At 64.8% G+C, this 19,606-nt stretch carries 17 protein-coding genes; 10 read left to right on the top strand and 7 right to left on the bottom strand.

Features of this window, described 5'->3' with window-relative positions:
- Positions 1–9: 9 nt before the first annotated feature.
- A complete protein-coding gene (gene rfaD / locus BraRD5C2_RS14195; RefSeq protein ID WP_223969265.1) occupies positions 10–990 on the bottom strand; it encodes an ADP-glyceromanno-heptose 6-epimerase in 981 nt (326 codons plus the stop codon).
- Between the two features lie 135 nt (positions 991–1,125).
- Here rfaD and waaF point away from each other — a divergent pair, with 135 nt between their 5' ends.
- The gene (gene waaF / locus BraRD5C2_RS14190) at positions 1,126–2,190 is read left to right on the top strand and encodes a lipopolysaccharide heptosyltransferase II (RefSeq protein WP_223969263.1); all 1,065 of its coding nucleotides are present in this window, start codon (positions 1,126–1,128) and stop codon (positions 2,188–2,190) included.
- Here waaF and BraRD5C2_RS14185 read toward each other — a convergent pair.
- Entirely contained in the window at positions 2,172–3,212 is a 1,041-nt protein-coding gene (locus tag BraRD5C2_RS14185; protein ID WP_223969306.1) for a glycosyltransferase family 4 protein, read from the bottom strand. The two genes, waaF and BraRD5C2_RS14185, sit on opposite strands and share 19 nt — an antisense overlap.
- Before the next feature lie 137 nt (positions 3,213–3,349).
- Here BraRD5C2_RS14185 and galE point away from each other — a divergent pair, with 137 nt between their 5' ends.
- Together galE and BraRD5C2_RS14175 are read left to right on the top strand one after the other, a co-directional pair.
- Positions 3,350–4,363 (top strand): UDP-glucose 4-epimerase GalE, encoded by a 1,014-nt coding sequence (galE, locus tag BraRD5C2_RS14180; RefSeq protein ID WP_223969261.1) that lies wholly within the window; start codon positions 3,350–3,352, stop codon positions 4,361–4,363.
- Positions 4,364–4,471: 108 nt separating this feature from the next.
- Positions 4,472–6,283: an ABC transporter ATP-binding protein gene (locus tag BraRD5C2_RS14175; RefSeq protein ID WP_223969259.1), complete on the top strand. Its 1,812-nt coding sequence runs from the start codon at positions 4,472–4,474 to the stop codon at positions 6,281–6,283.
- Between the two features lie 3 nt (positions 6,284–6,286).
- Here the strand turns inward: BraRD5C2_RS14175 and BraRD5C2_RS14170 are convergent, their stop codons facing one another.
- Positions 6,287–7,465 carry a dipeptidase gene (locus BraRD5C2_RS14170; protein WP_223969257.1) on the bottom strand — a complete coding sequence of 393 codons (1,179 nt, stop codon included), beginning with the start codon at positions 7,463–7,465 and terminating at the stop codon, positions 6,287–6,289.
- A 153-nt stretch (positions 7,466–7,618) separates the two neighbouring features.
- Between BraRD5C2_RS14170 and BraRD5C2_RS14165 the strand changes: the two genes are divergently transcribed.
- The gene (locus BraRD5C2_RS14165) at positions 7,619–8,320 is read left to right on the top strand and encodes a fumarylacetoacetate hydrolase family protein (RefSeq protein ID WP_223969256.1); all 702 of its coding nucleotides are present in this window, start codon (positions 7,619–7,621) and stop codon (positions 8,318–8,320) included.
- 69 nt (positions 8,321–8,389) lie between these two features.
- On the opposite strand, the gene BraRD5C2_RS14160 is transcribed toward BraRD5C2_RS14165, so the two are convergent.
- Positions 8,390–8,623: a hypothetical protein gene (locus BraRD5C2_RS14160; RefSeq protein ID WP_097674796.1), complete on the bottom strand. Its 234-nt coding sequence runs from the start codon at positions 8,621–8,623 to the stop codon at positions 8,390–8,392.
- A gap of 50 nt (positions 8,624–8,673) precedes the next feature.
- Here BraRD5C2_RS14160 and BraRD5C2_RS14155 point away from each other — a divergent pair, with 50 nt between their 5' ends.
- Positions 8,674–9,102, top strand: a complete 429-nt coding sequence (locus tag BraRD5C2_RS14155; RefSeq protein WP_223969254.1) for a hypothetical protein — start codon at positions 8,674–8,676, stop codon at positions 9,100–9,102.
- Between the two features lie 36 nt (positions 9,103–9,138).
- On the opposite strand, the gene BraRD5C2_RS14150 is transcribed toward BraRD5C2_RS14155, so the two are convergent.
- Positions 9,139–10,842, bottom strand: coding sequence for an NAD-dependent malic enzyme (locus BraRD5C2_RS14150; RefSeq protein WP_223969252.1), 1,704 nt, complete (start codon positions 10,840–10,842; stop codon positions 9,139–9,141).
- 497 nt (positions 10,843–11,339) lie between these two features.
- On the opposite strand from BraRD5C2_RS14150, the gene BraRD5C2_RS14145 reads away from it, so the two are divergent.
- On the top strand, positions 11,340–11,495 hold the full coding sequence (locus BraRD5C2_RS14145) for a hypothetical protein (RefSeq protein ID WP_198964751.1): 156 nt from the start codon (positions 11,340–11,342) through the stop codon (positions 11,493–11,495).
- 361 nt (positions 11,496–11,856) lie between these two features.
- Here BraRD5C2_RS14145 and BraRD5C2_RS14140 read toward each other — a convergent pair whose 3' ends face one another.
- The gene (locus tag BraRD5C2_RS14140) at positions 11,857–12,786 is read right to left on the bottom strand and encodes an aspartyl/asparaginyl beta-hydroxylase domain-containing protein (RefSeq protein WP_223969249.1); all 930 of its coding nucleotides are present in this window, start codon (positions 12,784–12,786) and stop codon (positions 11,857–11,859) included.
- Between the two features lie 357 nt (positions 12,787–13,143).
- Between BraRD5C2_RS14140 and BraRD5C2_RS14135 the strand changes: the two genes are divergently transcribed.
- The 4 genes from BraRD5C2_RS14135 to BraRD5C2_RS14120 are packed head-to-tail and all read left to right on the top strand — an operon-like array spanning position 13,144 to position 17,669.
- Positions 13,144–14,346: an ABC transporter substrate-binding protein gene (locus BraRD5C2_RS14135; RefSeq protein WP_374707991.1), complete on the top strand. Its 1,203-nt coding sequence runs from the start codon at positions 13,144–13,146 to the stop codon at positions 14,344–14,346.
- 10 nt (positions 14,347–14,356) lie between these two features.
- A complete protein-coding gene (locus BraRD5C2_RS14130) occupies positions 14,357–16,084 on the top strand; it encodes an FAD-dependent oxidoreductase (RefSeq protein ID WP_223969245.1) in 1,728 nt (575 codons plus the stop codon).
- Positions 16,081–16,845, top strand: a complete 765-nt coding sequence (locus BraRD5C2_RS14125) for an SDR family NAD(P)-dependent oxidoreductase (protein WP_223969243.1) — start codon at positions 16,081–16,083, stop codon at positions 16,843–16,845. The genes BraRD5C2_RS14130 and BraRD5C2_RS14125 overlap by 4 nt, the downstream gene beginning before the upstream one ends.
- A gap of 29 nt (positions 16,846–16,874) precedes the next feature.
- Positions 16,875–17,669: an IclR family transcriptional regulator gene (locus BraRD5C2_RS14120; protein ID WP_223969241.1), complete on the top strand. Its 795-nt coding sequence runs from the start codon at positions 16,875–16,877 to the stop codon at positions 17,667–17,669.
- A gap of 415 nt (positions 17,670–18,084) precedes the next feature.
- On the opposite strand, the gene ahcY is transcribed toward BraRD5C2_RS14120, so the two are convergent.
- Entirely contained in the window at positions 18,085–19,512 is a 1,428-nt protein-coding gene (gene ahcY / locus BraRD5C2_RS14115) for an adenosylhomocysteinase (RefSeq protein WP_223969239.1), read from the bottom strand.
- Positions 19,513–19,606: the final 94 nt, after the last annotated feature.

Here is a 19,606-nt window from a genome sequence, read left to right as displayed (position 1 = left end):
TCATCCGCTCTAGCGATAGCGATCCGCGCGATCGAGAAAGCCGTTCACATAGGCCCCGACCGCGTCTTCCAACTGCGTAAAACCGCCATTGTATCCGGCGCGCCCGAGACGATCGACGACGCTCTGGGTGAAATATTGATAACTGCCGCGAATCTGCTCGGGCATGTCGACATACTGGATGTTCGGCTGCAGGCCGAGCGCGCCGTAGGCCGAGACGATCAGGTCCTTGAAGCTGCGCGCCTTGCCGGTGCCGACATTGAACAGGCCGGAGACCCGCGGCGTCGCGACCAGCCACATCATCACCCGCACGACGTCGTCGACATAGATGAAGTCGCGGCGCTGGTCGCCGTCGGCGATGCCCTCGCGATGCGACTTGAACAGCTGCACGACGTGGCCCGCTTTGATGTCGTCGAAGCGCCGCGCCAGCACGCTCATCATCGTGCCCTTATGATATTCATTCGGGCCGAACACGTTGAAGAATTTCAGCCCCGCCCATTGCGGCGGCAGAGGTTCGCCTTTCGCCGCGCGCTCGGCGACGGCGAGATCGAACAGGTTCTTGCTCCAGCCGTACAGGTTCATCGGCCGCAGCCGCTTGAGCGCCTCAACGGAACCGTCGTCGTCAAAACCCTGGTCGCCGTCGCCATAGGTGGCGGCCGACGAGGCATAGATCAGCGGGGTTCCGGTGGCGGTACACCAGTCGAGCAGCCGCATCGAGAGACGGAAATTGGTCTCGATCACCAGATCGCCGTCGGTCGCGGTGGTCGCCGAGATCGCACCAAGATGGAGGACGGCATCCAGCCGCCGGCCCTGCAGCCAAGCCATCAACTCGGCCGGCGGCACGAAATCGGCGATCTGGCGCTTGGCCAGGTTCCGCCACTTGCCGTCGTCCCCAAGGATGTCGCAGACCGCAACGTCGCTGCGCCCGGCGTCATTCAACGCGGCCACGACGTTCGATCCGATAAAACCGGCGCCCCCGGTTACCAGAAACATGATGAAATCCCGCCAGATTCCTTTGCAGCCGCCAGCTTTGCCCCACTCCCGCGCTACAGGCAACGACGGCTTTACCTCACATCGCGAACCGGTTACCGACTTGGCCGCGCCGATCCGGCTCTGGCCCGTCTAGAAATGAATATTGATTCAATATCAGACATCGAAATCCAGGATACCGAGGATACCAGACCGATCCTCGTCGTGCCCTATGTTTGGATCGGCGATTTCGTGCGCGGCCACACCGTGGTCAGGGTGCTCCGCAAGCGCTGGCCCAACAGGCCGGTCGACCTCCTGACATCTAGGCTTTGTGCCCCGCTGGTCGATTATATGCCCGGCGTCCGCGCCGCCGTCGTGTTTGACCTGCCACGCAGCCGGCTGGCTCTGGCCCGGCAGCGGGCGCTGGCGGCCGAGTTTCGGAAACGGAACTACGCCACCGCGCTGGTGCTGCCGCGCACCTGGAAGGCTGCGATCGCGCCGGCCCTGGCGGGCATCCCGGAGCGGGTCGGCTTCTTCGGCGAAGCGCGGTTCGGCCTGATCAACGCCATGCGATGGGGCGAAAAGAAGCAGCCGCGCTTTATCGACAAGAACGCCATCCTGGCGCTGCCTGATGGCACTCCTCGGCCGCCCGAATGGCCGGTGCCCCAGCTGCGGGTTCCCACCGACGAGGTCAACCGATGGCGGCAGGCCAACGGCCTCGGCACGGGTCCGACCATCGCACTCGGACCCGGCTCGGTCGGAGTCTCGAAGCGTTGGACCTATTATCCGGAAGCCGCGCGGCTGTTCGCCGAACACGGCTTCGACGTCTGGGTGATCGGCGGCCCCGGCGAGAAGGCGCTGGCGCAGGAGATTGCCGCCGTCGGCGGCGCGCGGGTCCGCGATCTCACTGGCACCGATTTGCGCAACGGCGCGCTGGCGATGGCCGCGGCCAGCGTCGCCATTACCAACGACTCCGGGCTGATGCACATCGCAGCCGCGATCGGCACGCCGACGATGGGCATCTTCGGCCCGACCGATCCCTATCTCTGGGCGCCCCTCAACGGCCTCGCCGCCACGGTGCAGCAGACCAAGAGCAAGCTGCCATGCCAGCCGTGCCAGCGCACGGTCTGCACCATGAACGACCATCGCTGCATGCGCGACATCGCCCCCGAAGAGGTCGTCGGGATCGCCGAGCGCGTGCTGGCTCAGATCAGCGTGCGATAGACCGCGGCGATCGCGTTCGCCTCCGCGTCGAGGCTGAACTTATCCACAACTCGTTGGCGTGCCCGCGCCCCCATGGCCGCGGCCGACGCCGGGTCGCGCATCAAGGGCTCGAGCGCGGCCGCCAGCGCGTCGGCATCGCCTGCAGGCGTCAGCACGCCGGTCGTGCCGTCCTCGACGACGAACTCGGCGGCGCCCGCGCGTGCCGCCACCAGCGCCGCGCCGGCCGACATCGCCTCGATCAAGGTCAGGCCGAAACCTTCGTTGCGCGAGGTGAAGGCGTAGATCGTCAGCCGCTGGTACCAGCGCACGACATCCTCGATCGGCAATTCTCCGGTGATGATGATGCGCGAATGCAGGCCGGCGGTCTCGATCTTCCGCTTCAGCTCATTGGCAAAGGCCAGCTGCTCCGGCACCACCGCGCCGACGATCACCGCAGTGAAATCGGGATAGCGCGGCAGCAGCCTGCACATCGCCTCGACGAACACGTCGCTGCCCTTCTGCGCGCGCACCCGCCCGAAGCAGCCGATCGCATAACGGCCCGGCAATCCGCTTTCGGCGAAGGTGTTCGCGCGATCGGCCGGCGGCACATAGCGGTCGGTATCGACGCCGTGCATCACCACGGTGGCGTCGCGCTTCAGATAGGAGGCCGACAGCGGGCTGGTGGCGATGATCGCATCCTGGTTGCCGATCAGCCAGCGCGTCAGCCAGGTGTGATGACGCTGCGCGGCTGATGTGAACAGCAGTTTCAGCGGCCAGCCGAGCGCGCGCAGCAAAAGCCCGACAATCATCTCGTCATTGCGTCGCGCGTGCCAGATCACAGGTCGGGCGCGCCGCCATAGCCGCATCAGATCGACAAATCCGATCGCGTCGATGCCGTCCGGCCGATGCGAGCCGAGCCAGCCTGCGCGAAACATCTTGGCAAGCTTCGGCGCGACCATGCGATTGGTCGCGGTGACACCCGAATAGCGTCGGTGCAGATTGGGCACGATGAGCACGAGCTCGCCGGCAGGTGTGTTCTCGATCGGCACGCAAGTCTCCGTTTCGTGCCAGTTCTTATACGCAACATTAAGCATAGTGGCCAGTTCGGCCGCCGCGAAACCCCCTCTTCACCGCACTCCCGCTAGCATCGTCGGTTAAAGATATCGGGAGAGCTCTATCCATGACCGTGCTTGTGACCGGCGGTGCCGGCTATATCGGAAGTCACATGGTTCATGCGCTGGTCGATGCCGGCGAGAGCGTCGTTGTCGTCGACAATCTTTCCACGGGCTTCTCCGCGTTCCTGCCCGAAGGTGTTCCGCTGTTCATTGGCGATGCCGGCGACGAGAACCTCGTCGAGGGCGTGATCGCACAGCACGGCATCGACAGCATCATCCATTTCGCAGGTTCTGTCGTAGTGCCGGACTCGATGCGCGATCCGCTCGGCTACTACCGCAACAACACCATGACGACACGCAGCCTGCTGAATGCTGCGGTGAAGGGCGGCGTCAACCGCTTCATCTTCTCCTCGACCGCGGCCGTCTACGGCAATCCGGACCAGGTGCCGGTGCCGGAGATCGCACCGACCCGTCCGCTGTCGCCCTACGGCTCGTCGAAGCTGATGACCGAGATCATGCTGCACGATGTCGCCTCCGCCCATGGCATGAGCTACGTCGTGCTGCGCTATTTCAATGTCGCCGGCGCCGACCCGAAGGGCCGCGTCGGTCTTGCCACCATCGGCGCCACCCATCTGCTCAAGATCGCGGTCGAGGCCGCGACCGGCCAGCGCGCCAAGATCGACGTGTTCGGCACCGACTATCCGACCCAGGACGGCAGCTGCGTGCGCGACTTCATCCATGTCAGCGACCTCGTCGAGGCGCATCGCGCGGCGCTGTCCTATCTGCGCGGCGGCGGGCAATCGGTGACGATGAACTGCGGTTACGGCCGCGGCTATTCCGTGCTCGAGACCATCGAGGCGGTGCGCCGGGTCTCGATGCGCAATTTCGCGGTCGCCTATGCCGCGCGGCGGCCCGGCGACATCATGACCATGGTGGCCGATACGACCCGGATCCGCTCACTGCTCGACTGGACGCCGCGCTACGATGATCTCGAGACCATCGCGAGCCATGCGCTGGCCTGGGAGGAGAAGCTGTTCCGGGACCGCGGGGGCTCCGCGCGACAGGCAGAATCGGCCTAAAAATCAAGCCGTTATCACGCTGTTATTATGCTTGAAAAAGCCCCGCCAAGCGGGCAAGGAGGTCCGCAACCCTGATGGCCGGCGCTGCCCGCCGTCAATGGAACGCGGATGGCTCAGTTTCCAAAGAAAATTACCGACGATCCCTATGGCGCGGCGATCCTGATTCGCCGCCTGGTCACGGAACAGGGGATCACCTACTGGCGGCGCTATCTGACGGCGTTCGCCCTGATGGCCGTTGCGGCCGGCTCGACGGCCGGCGCCACTTACGTGCTCGGCCAGGTGATCAACCAGGCCTATGTCGACAAGAACATCCCCGGCATCGCGATGTTTGCCGGCGTCACGGTTGTGCTGCTGTTCATCAAGGGCGTGGCGACCTACGGCCACATGGTGATCCTGTCCAAGATCAGCAACGCCATCCTGGCGCGGAACCAGCGGCAATTGTTCGCCAAGCTGATGAGCGAAAGCATCGGCTTCTTCTCGCAGCGGCACTCGTCGGAATTCCTGGCGCGGCTCACCGCCGGCGCCAAGTCGATCACCGACGTGCTCAACATGCTGGTCAATGCGATCGGCCGCGACTTCCTGATGCTGATCAGCATGGTCGCCGTCATGGTGTGGCAGGACCCGCTGATGTCGTTCATCGGGCTGGTCGCCGTGCCGCCGGCGATGCTGGTGCTGCGCAAGCTGGTGAAGCGGATCAAGGGCCTCGCCTACAACCAGTTCACCGGCACCGCCGACATCATGGAGACCATGCAGGAATCGCTGCAGGGCATCCGCACCGTGAAGGCGTTCACGCTGGAAGACGCCATGCAGCAACGGATCGACGAGAACATCGCGATCGTCGAGCGTAACGCCAACAAGATGGCGCATGTCGCCAACCGCTCCAATCCGCTGATGGAGATGCTCGGCGGCTTCGCGGTCGCCGGCTGCCTGATGTATGGCGGCTACAGCGTTGTGGCGCTCGGCTCCACGCCGGGCCAATTCTTCACCTTCCTGACCGCCTTCCTGATGGCGACCGAGCCGGCCAAGCGCCTGGCGCGGCTCAACATCGACCTCAACAGCCAGCTGGTCGGCGCGCGGATGCTGCTTGAGGTCGTCGACAGTCCCGCCAGCGAGCAGGCCGACGACGACAAGCCGGCGCTCAAACTCTCCGATGCGCGGATCGAACTGCGCGACGTCAGCTTTGCCTATCGGCCCGGTGAGCCGGTGCTGAGCCGCATGAGCTTCATGGCCGAGCCCGGCAAGGTCACCGCGCTGGTCGGTCCGTCCGGCGGCGGCAAATCGACGGTGCTCGCTTTGCTGCTGCGCTTCTACGAGACGCGCGAGGGCGACATCCTGATCGACGGACAGTCGATCCTGTCGGTCTCGCGCAAGTCGCTGCGCCGGCAGACCGCCTATGTCGGCCAGGATGTCTACCTGTTCCGCGACACCATCCGCGCCAACATCGCCTTCGGCAAGCCAGGCGCCACCGAGGCCGAGATTGTCGACGCCGCCAAGGCCGCCTGCGCGCACGACTTCATCATGAGCTTCCCGCTGGGCTACGACACGCCGGTCGGCGAGCACGGCGCGCAACTGTCCGGCGGACAGCGCCAGCGCATCGCGGTCGCCCGCGCGCTGATCAAGAACGCGCCGATCATCCTGCTCGACGAGGCCACCGCCGCACTCGACTCGGAGTCCGAGAAACAGGTGCAGGAGGCGATCGAGCATCTCTGCCAGGGCCGCACCACGATCGTGATCGCGCACCGCCTGCACACCATCATGCACGCCGATGCGATCCTGGTGGTCGAGGGCGGCACGATCGTCGAGCGCGGACGTCACGAGGAGCTGCTGCGCCGCGGCGGCCGCTACGCCTCGTTCTTCCGCCTGCAGCATCACCACGACCCGTCGCCGCTGGCATTGGCGCCGATCAGCGCCACCGGCTGAAACTCATCCCTTGGCCGCAATACCTGCGCGCAGCACGCGCAGGACATTGCCGCCCATGACCTTGCGGATGTCGTCCTCGGAGAACCCGCTCGACATCAGCGCCTGGGTCACGGCGGCGATCCCGCTCGCATCGAATCCCGTGGTGGTCGAGCCGTCGAAATCCGAGCCGAGGCCGACATGGTCGATCCCGACCAGGTCGCGGACATGGGCAATCGCCCGCGCCACATTGTTCGGATCGAGCGAACAGACCGCACCCTGCCAGAAGCCGATCCCGACCACGCCGCCGGTCCGCGCGACACCCCTGACCTCATCATCGGTGAGATTGCGGTTGACCTTGCAGGTCGCCTGAACGCCGCCATGGCTCGAGACCACCGGGCGCGTCGTCATCGCCAGCACGTCGGCGACCGCCGCGTGGCTCGCATGGGCGAGATCGACGATCATCCCCTTCGCCTCCATCCGCTGCACCACCTGGCGGCCGAGCGGCGTCAGTCCGCCTTTCGCAACGCCATGCATCGAGCCTGCGACGTCATTGTCGAAGAAGTGCGCGAGACCGGCCATCCTGAATCCGGCGGCGTAAAGCACGTCGAGATTGTCGATGTTGCCCTCGATATCCTGCAGACCCTCGATCGACAGCATTCCGCCAACCACCGTCGTGCCGTTCTTGCGATCCGCCAGCAGGCGATCGATGTCGGCCGATGTCGTGATCACGCGAAGCCGCCCGGCGGACTTGTCGGCGAAGTCGTGCAATTTCTCGGCATGCCACAGCGAGCGCTGCAGCAACGAGAACCAGGTCCGCATCGGCTGCAGATCGACGATTGCAAGATTCGTGATCGTGTCGGTGTCGCCGGCGTTGGCATCATAGTTCTGGCCCTTGGGCGACTTGGTGACCGACGAGAACACCTGCAACGCGTAGCGGCCCTCGATCAGCCGCGGCAGGTCGATATGGCCGCGATCGGATCGCGCGATCAGGTCGCGCTTCCACAACAGACTGTCCGCGTGCATGTCCGCCACATCGAGCGTCGCCTGCAAGGCCTGCGCGGCGGGTGTGATATCCAGCGCCACGCGCTGGACCTTGTTCTGTCCCCGGTCGATCCGTTCCGGGGTCACCACAAAAAAGCGAACAGCGGAAGCGAACAAGACCGCGGCAACCAGCGCCAGGCCGACCGAAAGCCATCTGCGCATCGGCATCACCGCTCTTGCCGGCCAAGGCGGGCCGCGCTCGGCGGAAAGCTGGCCTCACGTCTGCGTCTGGTGCAGCCGCAGCCCCTAGCCCCCAGCGCCGTAACCGCGTAAATACGGCCCGCGCTCCCTCCTTCAACCCTCCGGGACCCGTTCATGAACGCCGCCTCCACCGTCATTCCGCTTCCGCCGCAGCCCTCGCTTCCCGTCGTCGGCGAATCCGGCACCTATCCGGTCCGCCGCATCTGGTGCGTCGGCCGCAACTATCTCGAGCATATCAGGGAGATGGGTAATGACGAGCGTGCGCCGCCGTTCTTCTTCGGCAAGCATGCCGACATGCTGGTGCCGGACGGTGCGACGATCCCTTACCCGCCGCTGACCAAGGACCTGCACCACGAGGTCGAGCTGGTGGTGGCGATGAAGAGCGGCGGGCTCAACATTCCCGCCGACAAGGCGCTCGAGCACGTCTACGGCTATGCGGTCGGCATCGACCTGACCCGCCGCGACCTGCAGATCGCCTCGCGCAAGAAGGAGCGGCCCTGGGAGATCGGCAAGTCGTTCGACTATTCGGCACCCTGCTCGGCGATCCAGCCGGCCTCGAAGATCGGCCACCCGACCGCGGGCAAAATCTGGCTCACCGTCAACGGCAAGGAAGCGCAGAAGGGCGACCTCACCGAACTGATCTGGAACGTGCCTGAAATCATCTGGCAGCTCTCGCAGCAGGTGAAGCTCGCCGCCGGCGACATCATCATGACCGGCACGCCCGCCGGCGTGTCGCAGCTGCAGCCCGGCGACAAGCTCGAATGCGGCGTCGACGGCGTCGGTACGCTGAAGGTGTCGATCGGCAAGCCGGAATAACCGACTTCAAGACTTGAGCTCAAGCCAAGAGCCCCGGACCTCGGTCCGGGGCTTTTTTGCTGCGCGTGGTCAGCGCATCGTGCCGGGCATGCAGGGCGGCTCGGTGAAGGGAGCGGTTGCGAACGATCCGACGTTCGGCGCGCGCACGCAGTCGGTCGTCTTGCTGCTGACCGGCGTCGTCGTCGTGGTCGTCATCGAAGCATGGGCGCGCCGCACCGCAGCATTGTTGCTGGCCGCGGACGCCTGAGCCGAATACGCAGCTGCCGCAACCAGGGCAAGCGTCACGAAGGTCAATTTGGTCATTGGGTTTCTCCGCACGTGGATGAAGCCGACAAGCTCGGCTCCTGTGATCAATGAGTGTGGATTCCGAAGAATTATTTCATCACGCGCGATCACCGAACCGCGAGCGCCTGATCACATCAGATCGACCGGGGAATACCGGAACGCGAGAGCCACTCCATTTCATCAAGGCCGCGCACAAACGCGGCGATGACGGTATGGAGATTCTGATGAGCGATCTTCGACGACTTGGCAGAGCACTTGGCCTGGCCGCAATCCTGTCCGCAGCCATGGCGACATCTTGCTTCGCACAGGCGACGGTGCAGGAGCCCGGTGTATTTGCATCAAATGAAACCGCGACGCGGCCATGGTTAGCGCCGGTCGGTCATCGCCAGCCGCGCGCTGCCGACATTCCGGCAGCGGCGGCGTCATCGCAGCAGATCATCGATCAGGAAGACGCGATCGTCGACCGCAAGATCAAGGGCATCTGCCGCGGCTGCTAGGATACACGCACCGCAGAATCCAACCTGCATCCGCGATCAGGAAGCGCCGGCTCCCGTGCGCCGATACGGAACGTAGCGCGGCGTCCAGACCTTGGCCTGGATGCGCGCCTCGACCTGGTCGATCGGAATATCCTTGGCGAGCCCTTCCTTGTGCGCCTGGAGTGCGACTGCCAAGGCAACCGTCAGCGACACATCGCGCAGCGCGCTGACCGGCGGCAGCAGATTGTGCTTCGGGTTGTTGCGGGCCGGCGAGACGCTGGCCAGCGCCTTGGCGGCCGCCATGAACATCCCGTCGCTGATCCGGCTGGCGCCGACCGCGAGCGCGCCGACGCCGACGCCTGGGAAGATGTAGGAGTTGTTGGTTTGGTCGACCTTGAAGCGCGCGCCGTCGCGCGTGATCGGCGGGAACGGGCTGCCGACGCCGATCAGCGCCCGTCCCTCGGTCCAGGCTTCGATGTCGGAAGGCGTCGCCTCCTCGCGCGAGGTCGGATTCGACAGCGGGAAGATCACCGGCCGCTTGTTGCACTCGGCCATCGCGCGGACGATCGGTTCGGAGAACGCGCCGGCCTGGCCGGAGACGCCGATCAGCACGGTCGGCCTGGCGTTGCGCACGACGTCGAGCAGCGCGATCTTGTCGGGATGGCTGAGCGGCCAGCCCGCGATCGCCTGCTTGCTCTGCACGAACGGAAGCTGGAACGGCGCGAGCCCGCTCATGCCCTCGAGCAGCAGCCCATCGCGATCGACCATGAAGAAGCGTTTCGCCGCTTCGCTCTCGGAAAGGCCGGCATCGACCATCGCAGCGCGGATCAGGCTGGCGATGCCGCAGCCGGCGGAGCCCGCGCCGAACACCGCGACGCGCTGCTCGGTCAGCGGCACGCCGGTGACGTTGATGGCCGAGAGCAAGGCGCCGGTCGCGACCGCCGCCGTGCCCTGGATGTCGTCGTTGAAGGTCAGGAGGCGGTCGCGATAGCGCTCGAGCATGCGCGTCGCGTTGTTCTTGGCAAAGTCTTCCCATTGCAGCAGGACGCGCGGCCAGCGCTTCACCACCGCCGAGACGAACGCCTCGATGAAGTCGTCATAGGCCTGACCGCGGACGCGCTCGTTGCGCCAGCCGATATAGAGCGGATCGGCCAGGCAGTCCGGATTGTCGGTGCCGACGTCGAGCAGGATGGGCAGCGTCGTTGCCGGATGCAGGCCGCCGCAGCCGGTATAGAGCGAAAGCTTGCCGATCGGGATGCCCATGCCGCCGGCGCCCTGATCGCCGAGGCCGAGGATGCGCTCGCCGTCGGTCACCACGATCGCCTCGACATGATCGAAGCGCGGATGAGCGAAAATGCGGTCGATCCGGTGCTGGTGCGGAATGCTGAGGAACAGCCCGCGCGGCTTGCGAAACAGCCGGCTGAATTTCTGGCAGCCCTCGCCGACCGTCGGCGTGTAGACGATCGGCAGCAGCTCTTCCAGATTGCCGACCAGGAGCGCGTAGAACAGCGTCTCGTTGGTGTCCTGCAATTCGCGCAGAAAGGCATAACGCTCAATGTCGGTCTCGTAACCGCGCAACGCCTCGAGGCGGCGTGAGACCTGCTCGTCCAGCGTCAGGATATTGGGCGGCAGCAGGCCATGCAGGTCGAACGCCTCGCGCTCGGCCTCGGAGAACGCCGTGCCCTTGTTGAACTGCGGATCGGCCAACAGCTCGTAACCGCTCAGCGCAGTGGTGGCAAAAGCTCCAGTGGTCTCCGACATGGCAAGATCCCTTCAGTGCGAAATACCTGATGAGACCCTATCACGCCCGTGTAACGGATCGGAGCGCGAAGGCCCCGCGCCGCACAAAGTTGAACGGCGCCCGACCTTGCGGCTGGCGAGATGGACCTCGTGGAAGACCGGAGCAGCCCCGCCGAATTTTGGCTAAGGAGCCATCGGCGTCCGCCCGCACAAGGCAACGCACTCCCGCCGCACCTCCGGACAGAACATACCTTGGTATAGCCTCTCTGATTCCTTGTGATGCCCCGTGCTTACCCTCGTACAGTTGAGCGATGGCGCGCGACTTTTATACTCGCGACTACTCCAACGGATGTGCAGCTCACAACTTCTCTCCGGGGTGCGACCAACGATAGCAATTCTGAGCGGCGCGAAATGCGATCCGAAATCCGTGATCGGGATCACTGCCCCGAGGACTGAATCGCAGGATTATCACGCGTAGCAAGTGTCGACTGGAACGCGGGTTCTCGAGGAACACTCACATGATCGTCAACATTCAGAAGCTGAATGGCCTGTGGCACCTCATCGTCGGGTCGTGCACGATCCGGACTCCGTTCCTGGAAACCCAGAACCGCGAGTGGGTCGTCGCATACGCCAGGCGCGTCTACCCCGGCGCCAAGGTCTTCGAACGCGACTGATTTCAGCCATTGCGGCTCAGCTTGTATTTGCGGAACTGGCGATATCACCGAAACGGCCGCACATCGGCACGAAGCAGACTTTCGGTCCGGCCGAACGAATTGGACTGAGCAGCGGCGCTCTTCACTCCCTGGACTGTCCATGCTCAGGTTCTGAGCGCATCGCGCCGCAGCCCCGGAACCATGCGCGTCAGAAGCAAGGCCTGGAGTTCGCTCCAGGCCTTGTCCTTGTCCAGCGCTATTCAGGGATCGAGGCACGGATTAGCCGCGAGGCTTGATCCGCCATGCTTCACTATCGATGACGCGGAGCAACGGGCCGCGCTTCGCGCGGACCCGGTGGGCTGATCCGCCCTCCACATTCATATCACCGCAGCGCCGACACCACGATCAGGCCGAGGATCAGCGCCGTCACGGAATACTTCAACGTGTAGTACACGTTCCGATTCCACTCCTTGACCTTGCGGCTGGCGAGATGGATCTCGTAGAGCTTGCCGAACACCTTGTTCAGCGCGCCGACATGCTCGCCGTCGACGTTCTGGGTGGCCGACGCCTTGACGATGTTGTGGCTGACCCAGCGATTGATCCGGGTCATGAAGCCGTACTTCATCGGGCGCTCGACATCGCAGAACAGGATGATGCGGTTGACGTCGGTCTTGTTCTCGGCGCTGTGGATGAAGGTCTCGTCGAACATGAAGGCTTCGCCGTCACGCCAGACGCATTCGACGCCGTCGACGAGGATGCGGCACGCGTTCGAGTTCGGCGTCACCAGGCCGAGGTGATAGCGCAGCGAGCCGGCGAAGGGGTCGCGATGCGCCCCGAGCTTGCCGCCGGGCGGCAGCATCGCGAACATCGCGCCGTGCACGTTCGGGATCGAGTTCAACAGCTCCACCGTCTTCGGGCACAGCGTGCGCGCCGACGGCAGGAAGTCGTCGTACCATTTCAGATAGAAGCGCTTCCAGCCGCTCTTGAAGAACGAATAGAAACCCCAGTCGTTGTTCCTGGAGGCGGCGCGGATGAAGCCCTCGTCGAACAGGCGCGTCGCCTCGTCGCGGATCGTCTCCCAATTGTCGGAGAGCTGCTTGAGCTCGGGAAACTGCTCGACCGGAATCACCGGCGTGTTGGGCACGGCGGAGCCCGCATACATCAGCACATTGTAGGGCGCGAGATAGGTCGAGTGATCGCCGAGTTGGCGGGCGAACCGCAGCCGCTGCTTGCCGCGGAAGTGGACGTAGAGTGTAGAGGCCACCAGCACGTAGAGAATGACGAGCTGCGGCGCGAAGAGTTGTCTCAACATGATCCGTCTATGATCGCGGCCCGCCGATGCTCTCCATGGACCGTCCCGTAGCAGCCTGGACCCTTGATGGGCGGCTTAGCCCCGGCGGCGAATAGCAACGCCGTCCGCGAAAATTCCCCTTGTTTCATAGTGACTTGGCATTGCCGCTGTATTCTGGCGCGAGCCCGAGGCCCAGCCGCGATGCCATCCCGGATGAGCCATGTAAGCGTCTACTCACCAGATGTGAAGCACCGTCACATTCGAGCGGGCAACCGTGTGACATCATTCACACACGTCTAATTCGCCATTGACAAACTTATTAGATAATTCCTAATCGAAGGACGCTCCGCCTGAGAATGCGGACATCCAGAGGGAGGAATGATGAGACATTTTTTGGCGGCAGCCATTCTCGCGGCGATGACGACGGTCGCACACGCCCAGATTTCCGATGACGTCGTGCGCATCGGGGTGCTGACCGATCTGTCGAGCTGGGGACGCGACAATTCCGGTCCGGGCTCGGTCGAAGCGGCCAAGATGGCGGTCGAGGAATTCGGCCCCACCGTGCTCGGCAAGCCGATCGAGATCATCTCCGCCGACCACCAGATGAAGACCGACGTCGGCGTTCAGATCGCGCGCGGCTGGTTCGACAACGGCAAGGTCGACGCGATCGCCGACATCCCCAACTCAGGCATTGCGATCGCCGTGCACAACATGGTGCGCGAACGCAACAAGATCGCGCTGCTGTCCGGTCCCGGCGCGAGCTCGCTGACCGATGAGCTGTGCAGCCCCAACACCGTGCACTTCACCTACGACACCTACGCGCTGTCGAAGGTGACGGCCTCGGCGGTGATCGCGGAAGGCGGCAAGTCCTGGTACTTCATCACCGCGGACTACGCCTTCGGCCAGCAGCTCGAGAAGGATGCGACCCGCTTCATCAACGAGATGGGCGGCAAGGTGCTCGGCAGCGTGCGCCATCCGACCAACACCGCCGACTTCTCCTCGTTCGCGCTGCAGGCGCAGAGCTCGAAAGCGGATGTGGTGGCGTTCGCCAATGCCGGCCAGGACACCGACAATTCGATCAAGCAGTCCGGCGAATTCGGCCTCGTGCAAGGCGGCCAGAAGCTGGTTGGCCTGTTGATGTTCGACACCGACGTGCATGCGATCGGCCTCAACGCCGCGCAAGGCACCTACATGACGACGGCGTCGTACTGGAACATGGACGAGAAGACCCGCGCCTGGTCGAAGAAATTCTACGCCCGCACCAACGTGATGCCGACCATGATCCAGACCGGCGTCTACGGCTCGGTGCTGCATTATCTCAAGGCGATCCAGGCCGCCGGCACCGACGATCCGCAAAAAGTGATGGCCAAGATGCGCGAGCTGCCGATCGAGGACACCTTCGTGCATGGCGGCAAGCTGCGCGAGGACGGCCGCGTCATCCGCGACATGTATCTGGCGAAGGTGAAGAAGCCCTCGGAATCCAAGGAGCCGTGGGACTATCTCGACATCATCAAGACGGTGAAGGGCGAGGACGCCTTCCGTCCGGTGTCCGAGTCCAAATGCCCGCTGCTCAAGAAATAGGATCGATCGCGTGGCCAACGAAGAAACGCAAGAAACGTACAACTGCGACGCGCTCGTCGTCGGCTCCGGCTGCGCCGGGCTGTCGGCGGCGGTCACCGCCGGCCATCACGGCCTCAGGGTCCTCGTCGTCGAGAAGGAGCCGCGCTTCGGCGGCACCACCGCGCGCTCCGGCGGCTGGCTGTGGATTCCCGGCACCTCGCTGGCCAAGGCCTGGGGCATCGAGGAGAGCCCCGACCAGGCCAAAACCTATCTGCGCCACGAGGCCGGCAACAGCTTTGACGCCGCGCGCGTCGATGCGTTCCTGACCGAAGGGCCGAAGGCGGTCGACTTCTTCACGGCGAAGACCGCCGTGCGCTTCGACATGCCGCTGACGTTCCCGGATTATCACGCGGAAGCGCCCGGCGGCGCGCAGGGCGGTCGCTCCATGGTGACGCGGCCGTTCGATGGCCACGAACTCGGCGATGCCATCAAGGATCTTGGCAGTCCCCTGCCCGAGCTCACCGTGTTCGGCATGATGCTCGGCTCCGGAAAGGAGATCGTGCATTTCATGCGCGCGACGCGGTCGCTGACCTCGGCGGCCTATGTCGCCAAGCGGCTGTCGAAGCATGCGATCGACGTGATGCGCAACGGCCGCGGCATGACGCTGACCAACGGCAATGCGCTGGCCGGCCGGCTGGCGAAATCCGCTTTCGACCTGAAGATTCCGCTCTGGCTCAATTCGCCGGTGCGCGAATTGATCGTTGAGAACGGCGTGGTGCGCGGCGCGGTGATCGCGCGCGAAGGCCGCACCATCCGCGTCAACGCGACGCGCGGCGTGGTGCTCGCCTGCGGCGGCTTCCCGCATGACATCGCGCGGCGGCAGAAGATGTTTCCGCATGCGCCAACCGGCAAGGAACACTATTCGCCGGGTCCTGTCGGCAACACCGGCGACGGTCTGCGGCTCGCGGAGTCGGCCGGCGGCCGCGTCGAGGACTCGCTGCCGAATGCCGCGGCCTGGGTGCCGGTCTCGGTCACCACCCGCAAGGACGGCTCGAAGGGCGTGATGCCGCATTTCATCGACCGCGCCAAACCCGGCGTGATCGCGGTGATGCGCGACGGCAAGCGCTTTGCCAATGAGGGCAATTCCTACCACGACTTCGTGCAGGAGATGATCAAGGCGGCGAAGCCGGGCGAGGAGATCGCGGCCTATCTCGTCTGCGATCACGAGACACTGCGCAAATATGGCCTCGGCTGCGTGCCGCCGCGCCCGATGCCGCTCGGCCACCATCTGAAGACCGGCTATCTCAAGCGCGGCGCGACGCTGTCCGAGCTTGCCGCGCAGACCGGCATCGATGCGAAAGCGCTCGAGGCGACCGTCGCGGCGTTCAACACGACTGCGGCAGAGGGCCGCGACCCCGCCTTCGGCAAGGGCTCGCGCGCCTATAACCGCTACCAGGGCGATGCGCTGCACGGCCCCAATCCGTGCATCGCGCCGATCCAGCACGGGCCGTTCTACGCCATCAAGATGGTGGTCGGCGATCTCGGCACCTATGCCGGCATCCGCACCGACGCCAATGCCCGCGCGCTCGACGCCGACGGGCAGCCGATTGCCGGCCTCTATGCCGCCGGCAACGACATGGCGAGCATCATGGGCGGCAACTATCCCGGCGCCGGCATCACGCTCGGCCCTGCTCTCACCTTCGGCTACATCGCGGGCAAGCACATCGCCGGCGCGGCGGCCGAAAGCAGCGCGGCATGAGCACGATGGCGACGCTGCTGGCGGGCAAGCGCGCATTGGTGACCGGCGCCGCGCACGGCAACGGACGCGCCATCGCGCTCGGCCTCGCAGCGCACGGCGCCGAAATCGTGGTCGCCGACATCGATCGCGCCGGCGCCGAGCAGACCGCTGCCGACATTCGCCAGCGCGGCCGCGCGGCGTGGCCGTTCGAGCTCGACGTGACCGATGCCGAGGCCTGCGCCGCCCTGGCGCAGCGTGTGGCACGCGAGGTCGGGCCGATCGCGATCCTGGTCAACAATGCCGGCATCATCATCCGTGAGAGCATCTCATCCCCGCGCGCGCAGGAGAACTGGCGGCGGGTACTCGACGTCAATTTGAATGGCACCTTCAACGTCACCCATGCGTTCCTGCCGGCGCTGCGCGAAACACGCGGCGCGATCATCAATCTCGGCTCGATCGCCTCCTTCCTCGGCGTTGCCGATACGCTGGGCTACGCGCCGTCCAAGGGCGGCGTAAAGCTCCTCACCCAGGCGCTGGCCCGCGAGCTTGCCGCGGACGGCATTCGCGTCAATGCGATCGCGCCCGGAGTAATTGAAACCGCGATGACCGAAGCAACCCGCAACGACCCTGCCCGGCTCGCCGGCTTTCTGGGCCGCACGCCGCTCGGCCGCGTCGGACAGCCGGAGGAGCTGGTCGGCCCGGTGGTGTTCCTGGCGTCGGAGCTGGCATCTTATGTGAACGGCGTGACCCTGCCGGTCGACGGAGGGTTTCTCGCCGTATAAGCACATTGTCGAAGAACTGACAGGACGACATGACGAGAGAAAGCCGCGGCATCCAATCGATCGAGGTCGGCGGAGAATTGCTCCGCGCGCTCGCCCGCAGCGGCGAGCCGATGATGCTGCGCGATCTCGCCCGCGAGGCCGGCATGCCGCCGGCCAAGGCGCATCCCTACCTTGTCAGCTTTTCCCGCATCGGCCTGATCGAGCAGGACGAGACCACCGGCCGCTATGAGATCGGGGCGCTGGCGCTCGAGCTCGGCCTGATCAGCCTGCGCCGGCAGTCCGCCGTGCGGATCGCAACGCCGCGGATCGCAACACTCGCCGACAGCATCAATCATGCGGTGTCGCTGTCGGTGTGGGGCACCCACGGCGCGACCGTGGTGCGGCTCGAGGAGCCGAGCCATCCCGTGCATATCGCGATGCGCGTCGGATCGGTGGTGGCGCTGCTCGAGACCGCGACCGGCCGCGCTTTCGCCGCCTTCATGCCGCCGAACGCCGTCAAGACGGCGCTCGAGAGCGGCCTCGATCGCCTCGGCGTCGGCTACAATCCGAAACGCGAGACCATCACCGCGAAGACCACGGAGATGCTTGCCGAGGTGCAGAACCGCGGGCTCGCGCGCGCGATCGGCGATCCCCTGCCCGGCGTCAACGCCTTCGCCGCGCCGGTGTTTGACCACGCCGGCCACGTCGCGCTGGTCATCACGGCGATGGGACCGGAGGGCACCTTCGACGCCGGCTGGGACAGCGCGATCGCAGCCGCACTACGCGATTGTGCGAACGACATCTCGCGGCAACTCGGGCACGGCTCGGTGCGGGTGCCGGGGTGATACTCCAGCGTTTCCGCCGTTATTCCTCGGTGCGAATGCGAAGCTGCGTCCCAGCACCCATCTGTCATCGCCCGGCTCGACCGGGCGATCCAGTACGCCGCGGCCTCTCGGCTCAAGCACAGGCGTCTCTGGAATACTGGATCACCCGCATGCGCGGGTGATGACACCGCACTGTTTGACATCTTGAATTGCGCCTCATCTTCATCGTCGTCCTGACGAAAGCCAGGACCCATTACCCCAAATCCCAATTGTTGCGCGATGCTGGGGCCGCGATCCCCTTCACAATCAAGTGCGGTGGTTATGGGTCCTGGCTTTCGCCAGGACGACGAATGGAGAGAGCCGCTGCAAGTCAGCACAGCAAAAAGCCCCGGACGACGCCGGGGCTCTTCACGTGATCGATTGCTGCGAGCGCAGATCAGTAGCGGTAGTGGTCCGACTTGAACGGGCCCTCCTGCTTGACGCCGATGTAGTCGGCCTGATCCTTGCGCAGCTCGGTCAGCTTGGCGCCGACCTTGGCGAGGTGCAGGCGGGCAACCTTCTCGTCGAGCGTCTTCGGCAGCACGTAGACCTTCTTCTCGTACTTGCCGCTCTTGTTGTTGGCCCAGAGTTCGATCTGCGCCAGCGTCTGGTTGGTGAACGACGCCGACATCACGAACGACGGGTGGCCCATCGCGTTACCGAGGTTCACGAGGCGTCCTTCCGACAGCAGGATGATGCGGTGCTTGTCGGGGAATTCGATCTCGTCGACCTGCGGCTTGATGTTGGTCCACTTCAGGTTCTTCAAGGTCGCGACCTGGATCTCGTTGTCGAAGTGGCCGATGTTGCAGACGATGGCGCGATCCTTCATCGCGCGCATGTGCTCGATGGTGATGATGTCCTTGTTGCCGGTCGCGGTCACGAAGATGTCGGCGCGCGGCGCCGCATCTTCCATGGTCACGACCTCATAACCTTCCATCATCGCCTGCAGCGCGCAGATCGGATCGATTTCGGAGACCATGACGCGGCAGCCGGCCTGGCGCAGCGAGGCCGCCGAGCCCTTGCCGACGTCGCCGAAGCCCGCGACCATCGCTAGCTTGCCCGACATCATCACGTCGGTGCCGCGACGGATGCCGTCGACCAGCGATTCACGGCAGCCATAGAGGTTGTCGAATTTCGACTTGGTGACGCTGTCGTTGACGTTGATCGCAGGGAACAGCAGCATGCCCTTGTTCGCCATCTCGTAGAGACGATGCACGCCCGTGGTGGTCTCTTCCGAGACGCCCTGGATGTTCTTGGCGATCTCCGCGAAGTAGCCCTTCGGCTTCTCCTTCAGCAGGCGCTTGACCAGCGCGTAGAAGATCTCCTCTTCCTCGGAGGTCGGCTTGTCGAGGAAGGCGGTGTCGCCCTGCTCGGCGCGATAGCCGGCATGCACCAGCATGGTGGCGTCGCCGCCGTCATCGAGGATCATGTTGGGCGTGCCGCCGCCATGCCAGTCGAACAGCTTGGCCGTGTAGTCCCAGTACTCGGTCAGGGTCTCGCCCTTGATCGCGAACACCGGAATGCCGGCGGCGGCGATCGCGGCAGCTGCGTGATCCTGGGTCGAATAGATGTTGCAGGAGACCCAGCGGATGTCAGCGCCGAGCGCGGCCAGCGTCTCGATCAGCACGGCGGTCTGAATCGTCATGTGCAGCGAGCCCGCAATGCGCGCTCCCTTCAGCGGCTGGTTGGGGCCGTACTCCTCGCGGGTGGCCATCAGGCCGGGCATCTCGCTCTCGGCCAGCGAGATTTCCTTGCGGCCGAAATCGGCGAGCGCAATGTCCTTGACGATGTAGTCGGTGAAGCCGGGCTTCGTGGGGGCGTTCATTTGAGCGTCCTATTGTTGAACTGGTCATTCCGGGGCGCCGCGCAGCGGCGAACCCGGAATCTCGAATTGATGAAAAGGGATTCCGGGTTCGCTC

The organism is Bradyrhizobium sp. RD5-C2 (genome assembly GCF_019972155.1).
Classification (GTDB): domain Bacteria; phylum Pseudomonadota; class Alphaproteobacteria; order Rhizobiales; family Xanthobacteraceae; genus Bradyrhizobium.
The sequence above is the reverse complement of the archived record's forward strand: the minus strand, read 5'-3'. Positions and strand labels throughout refer to the sequence as shown.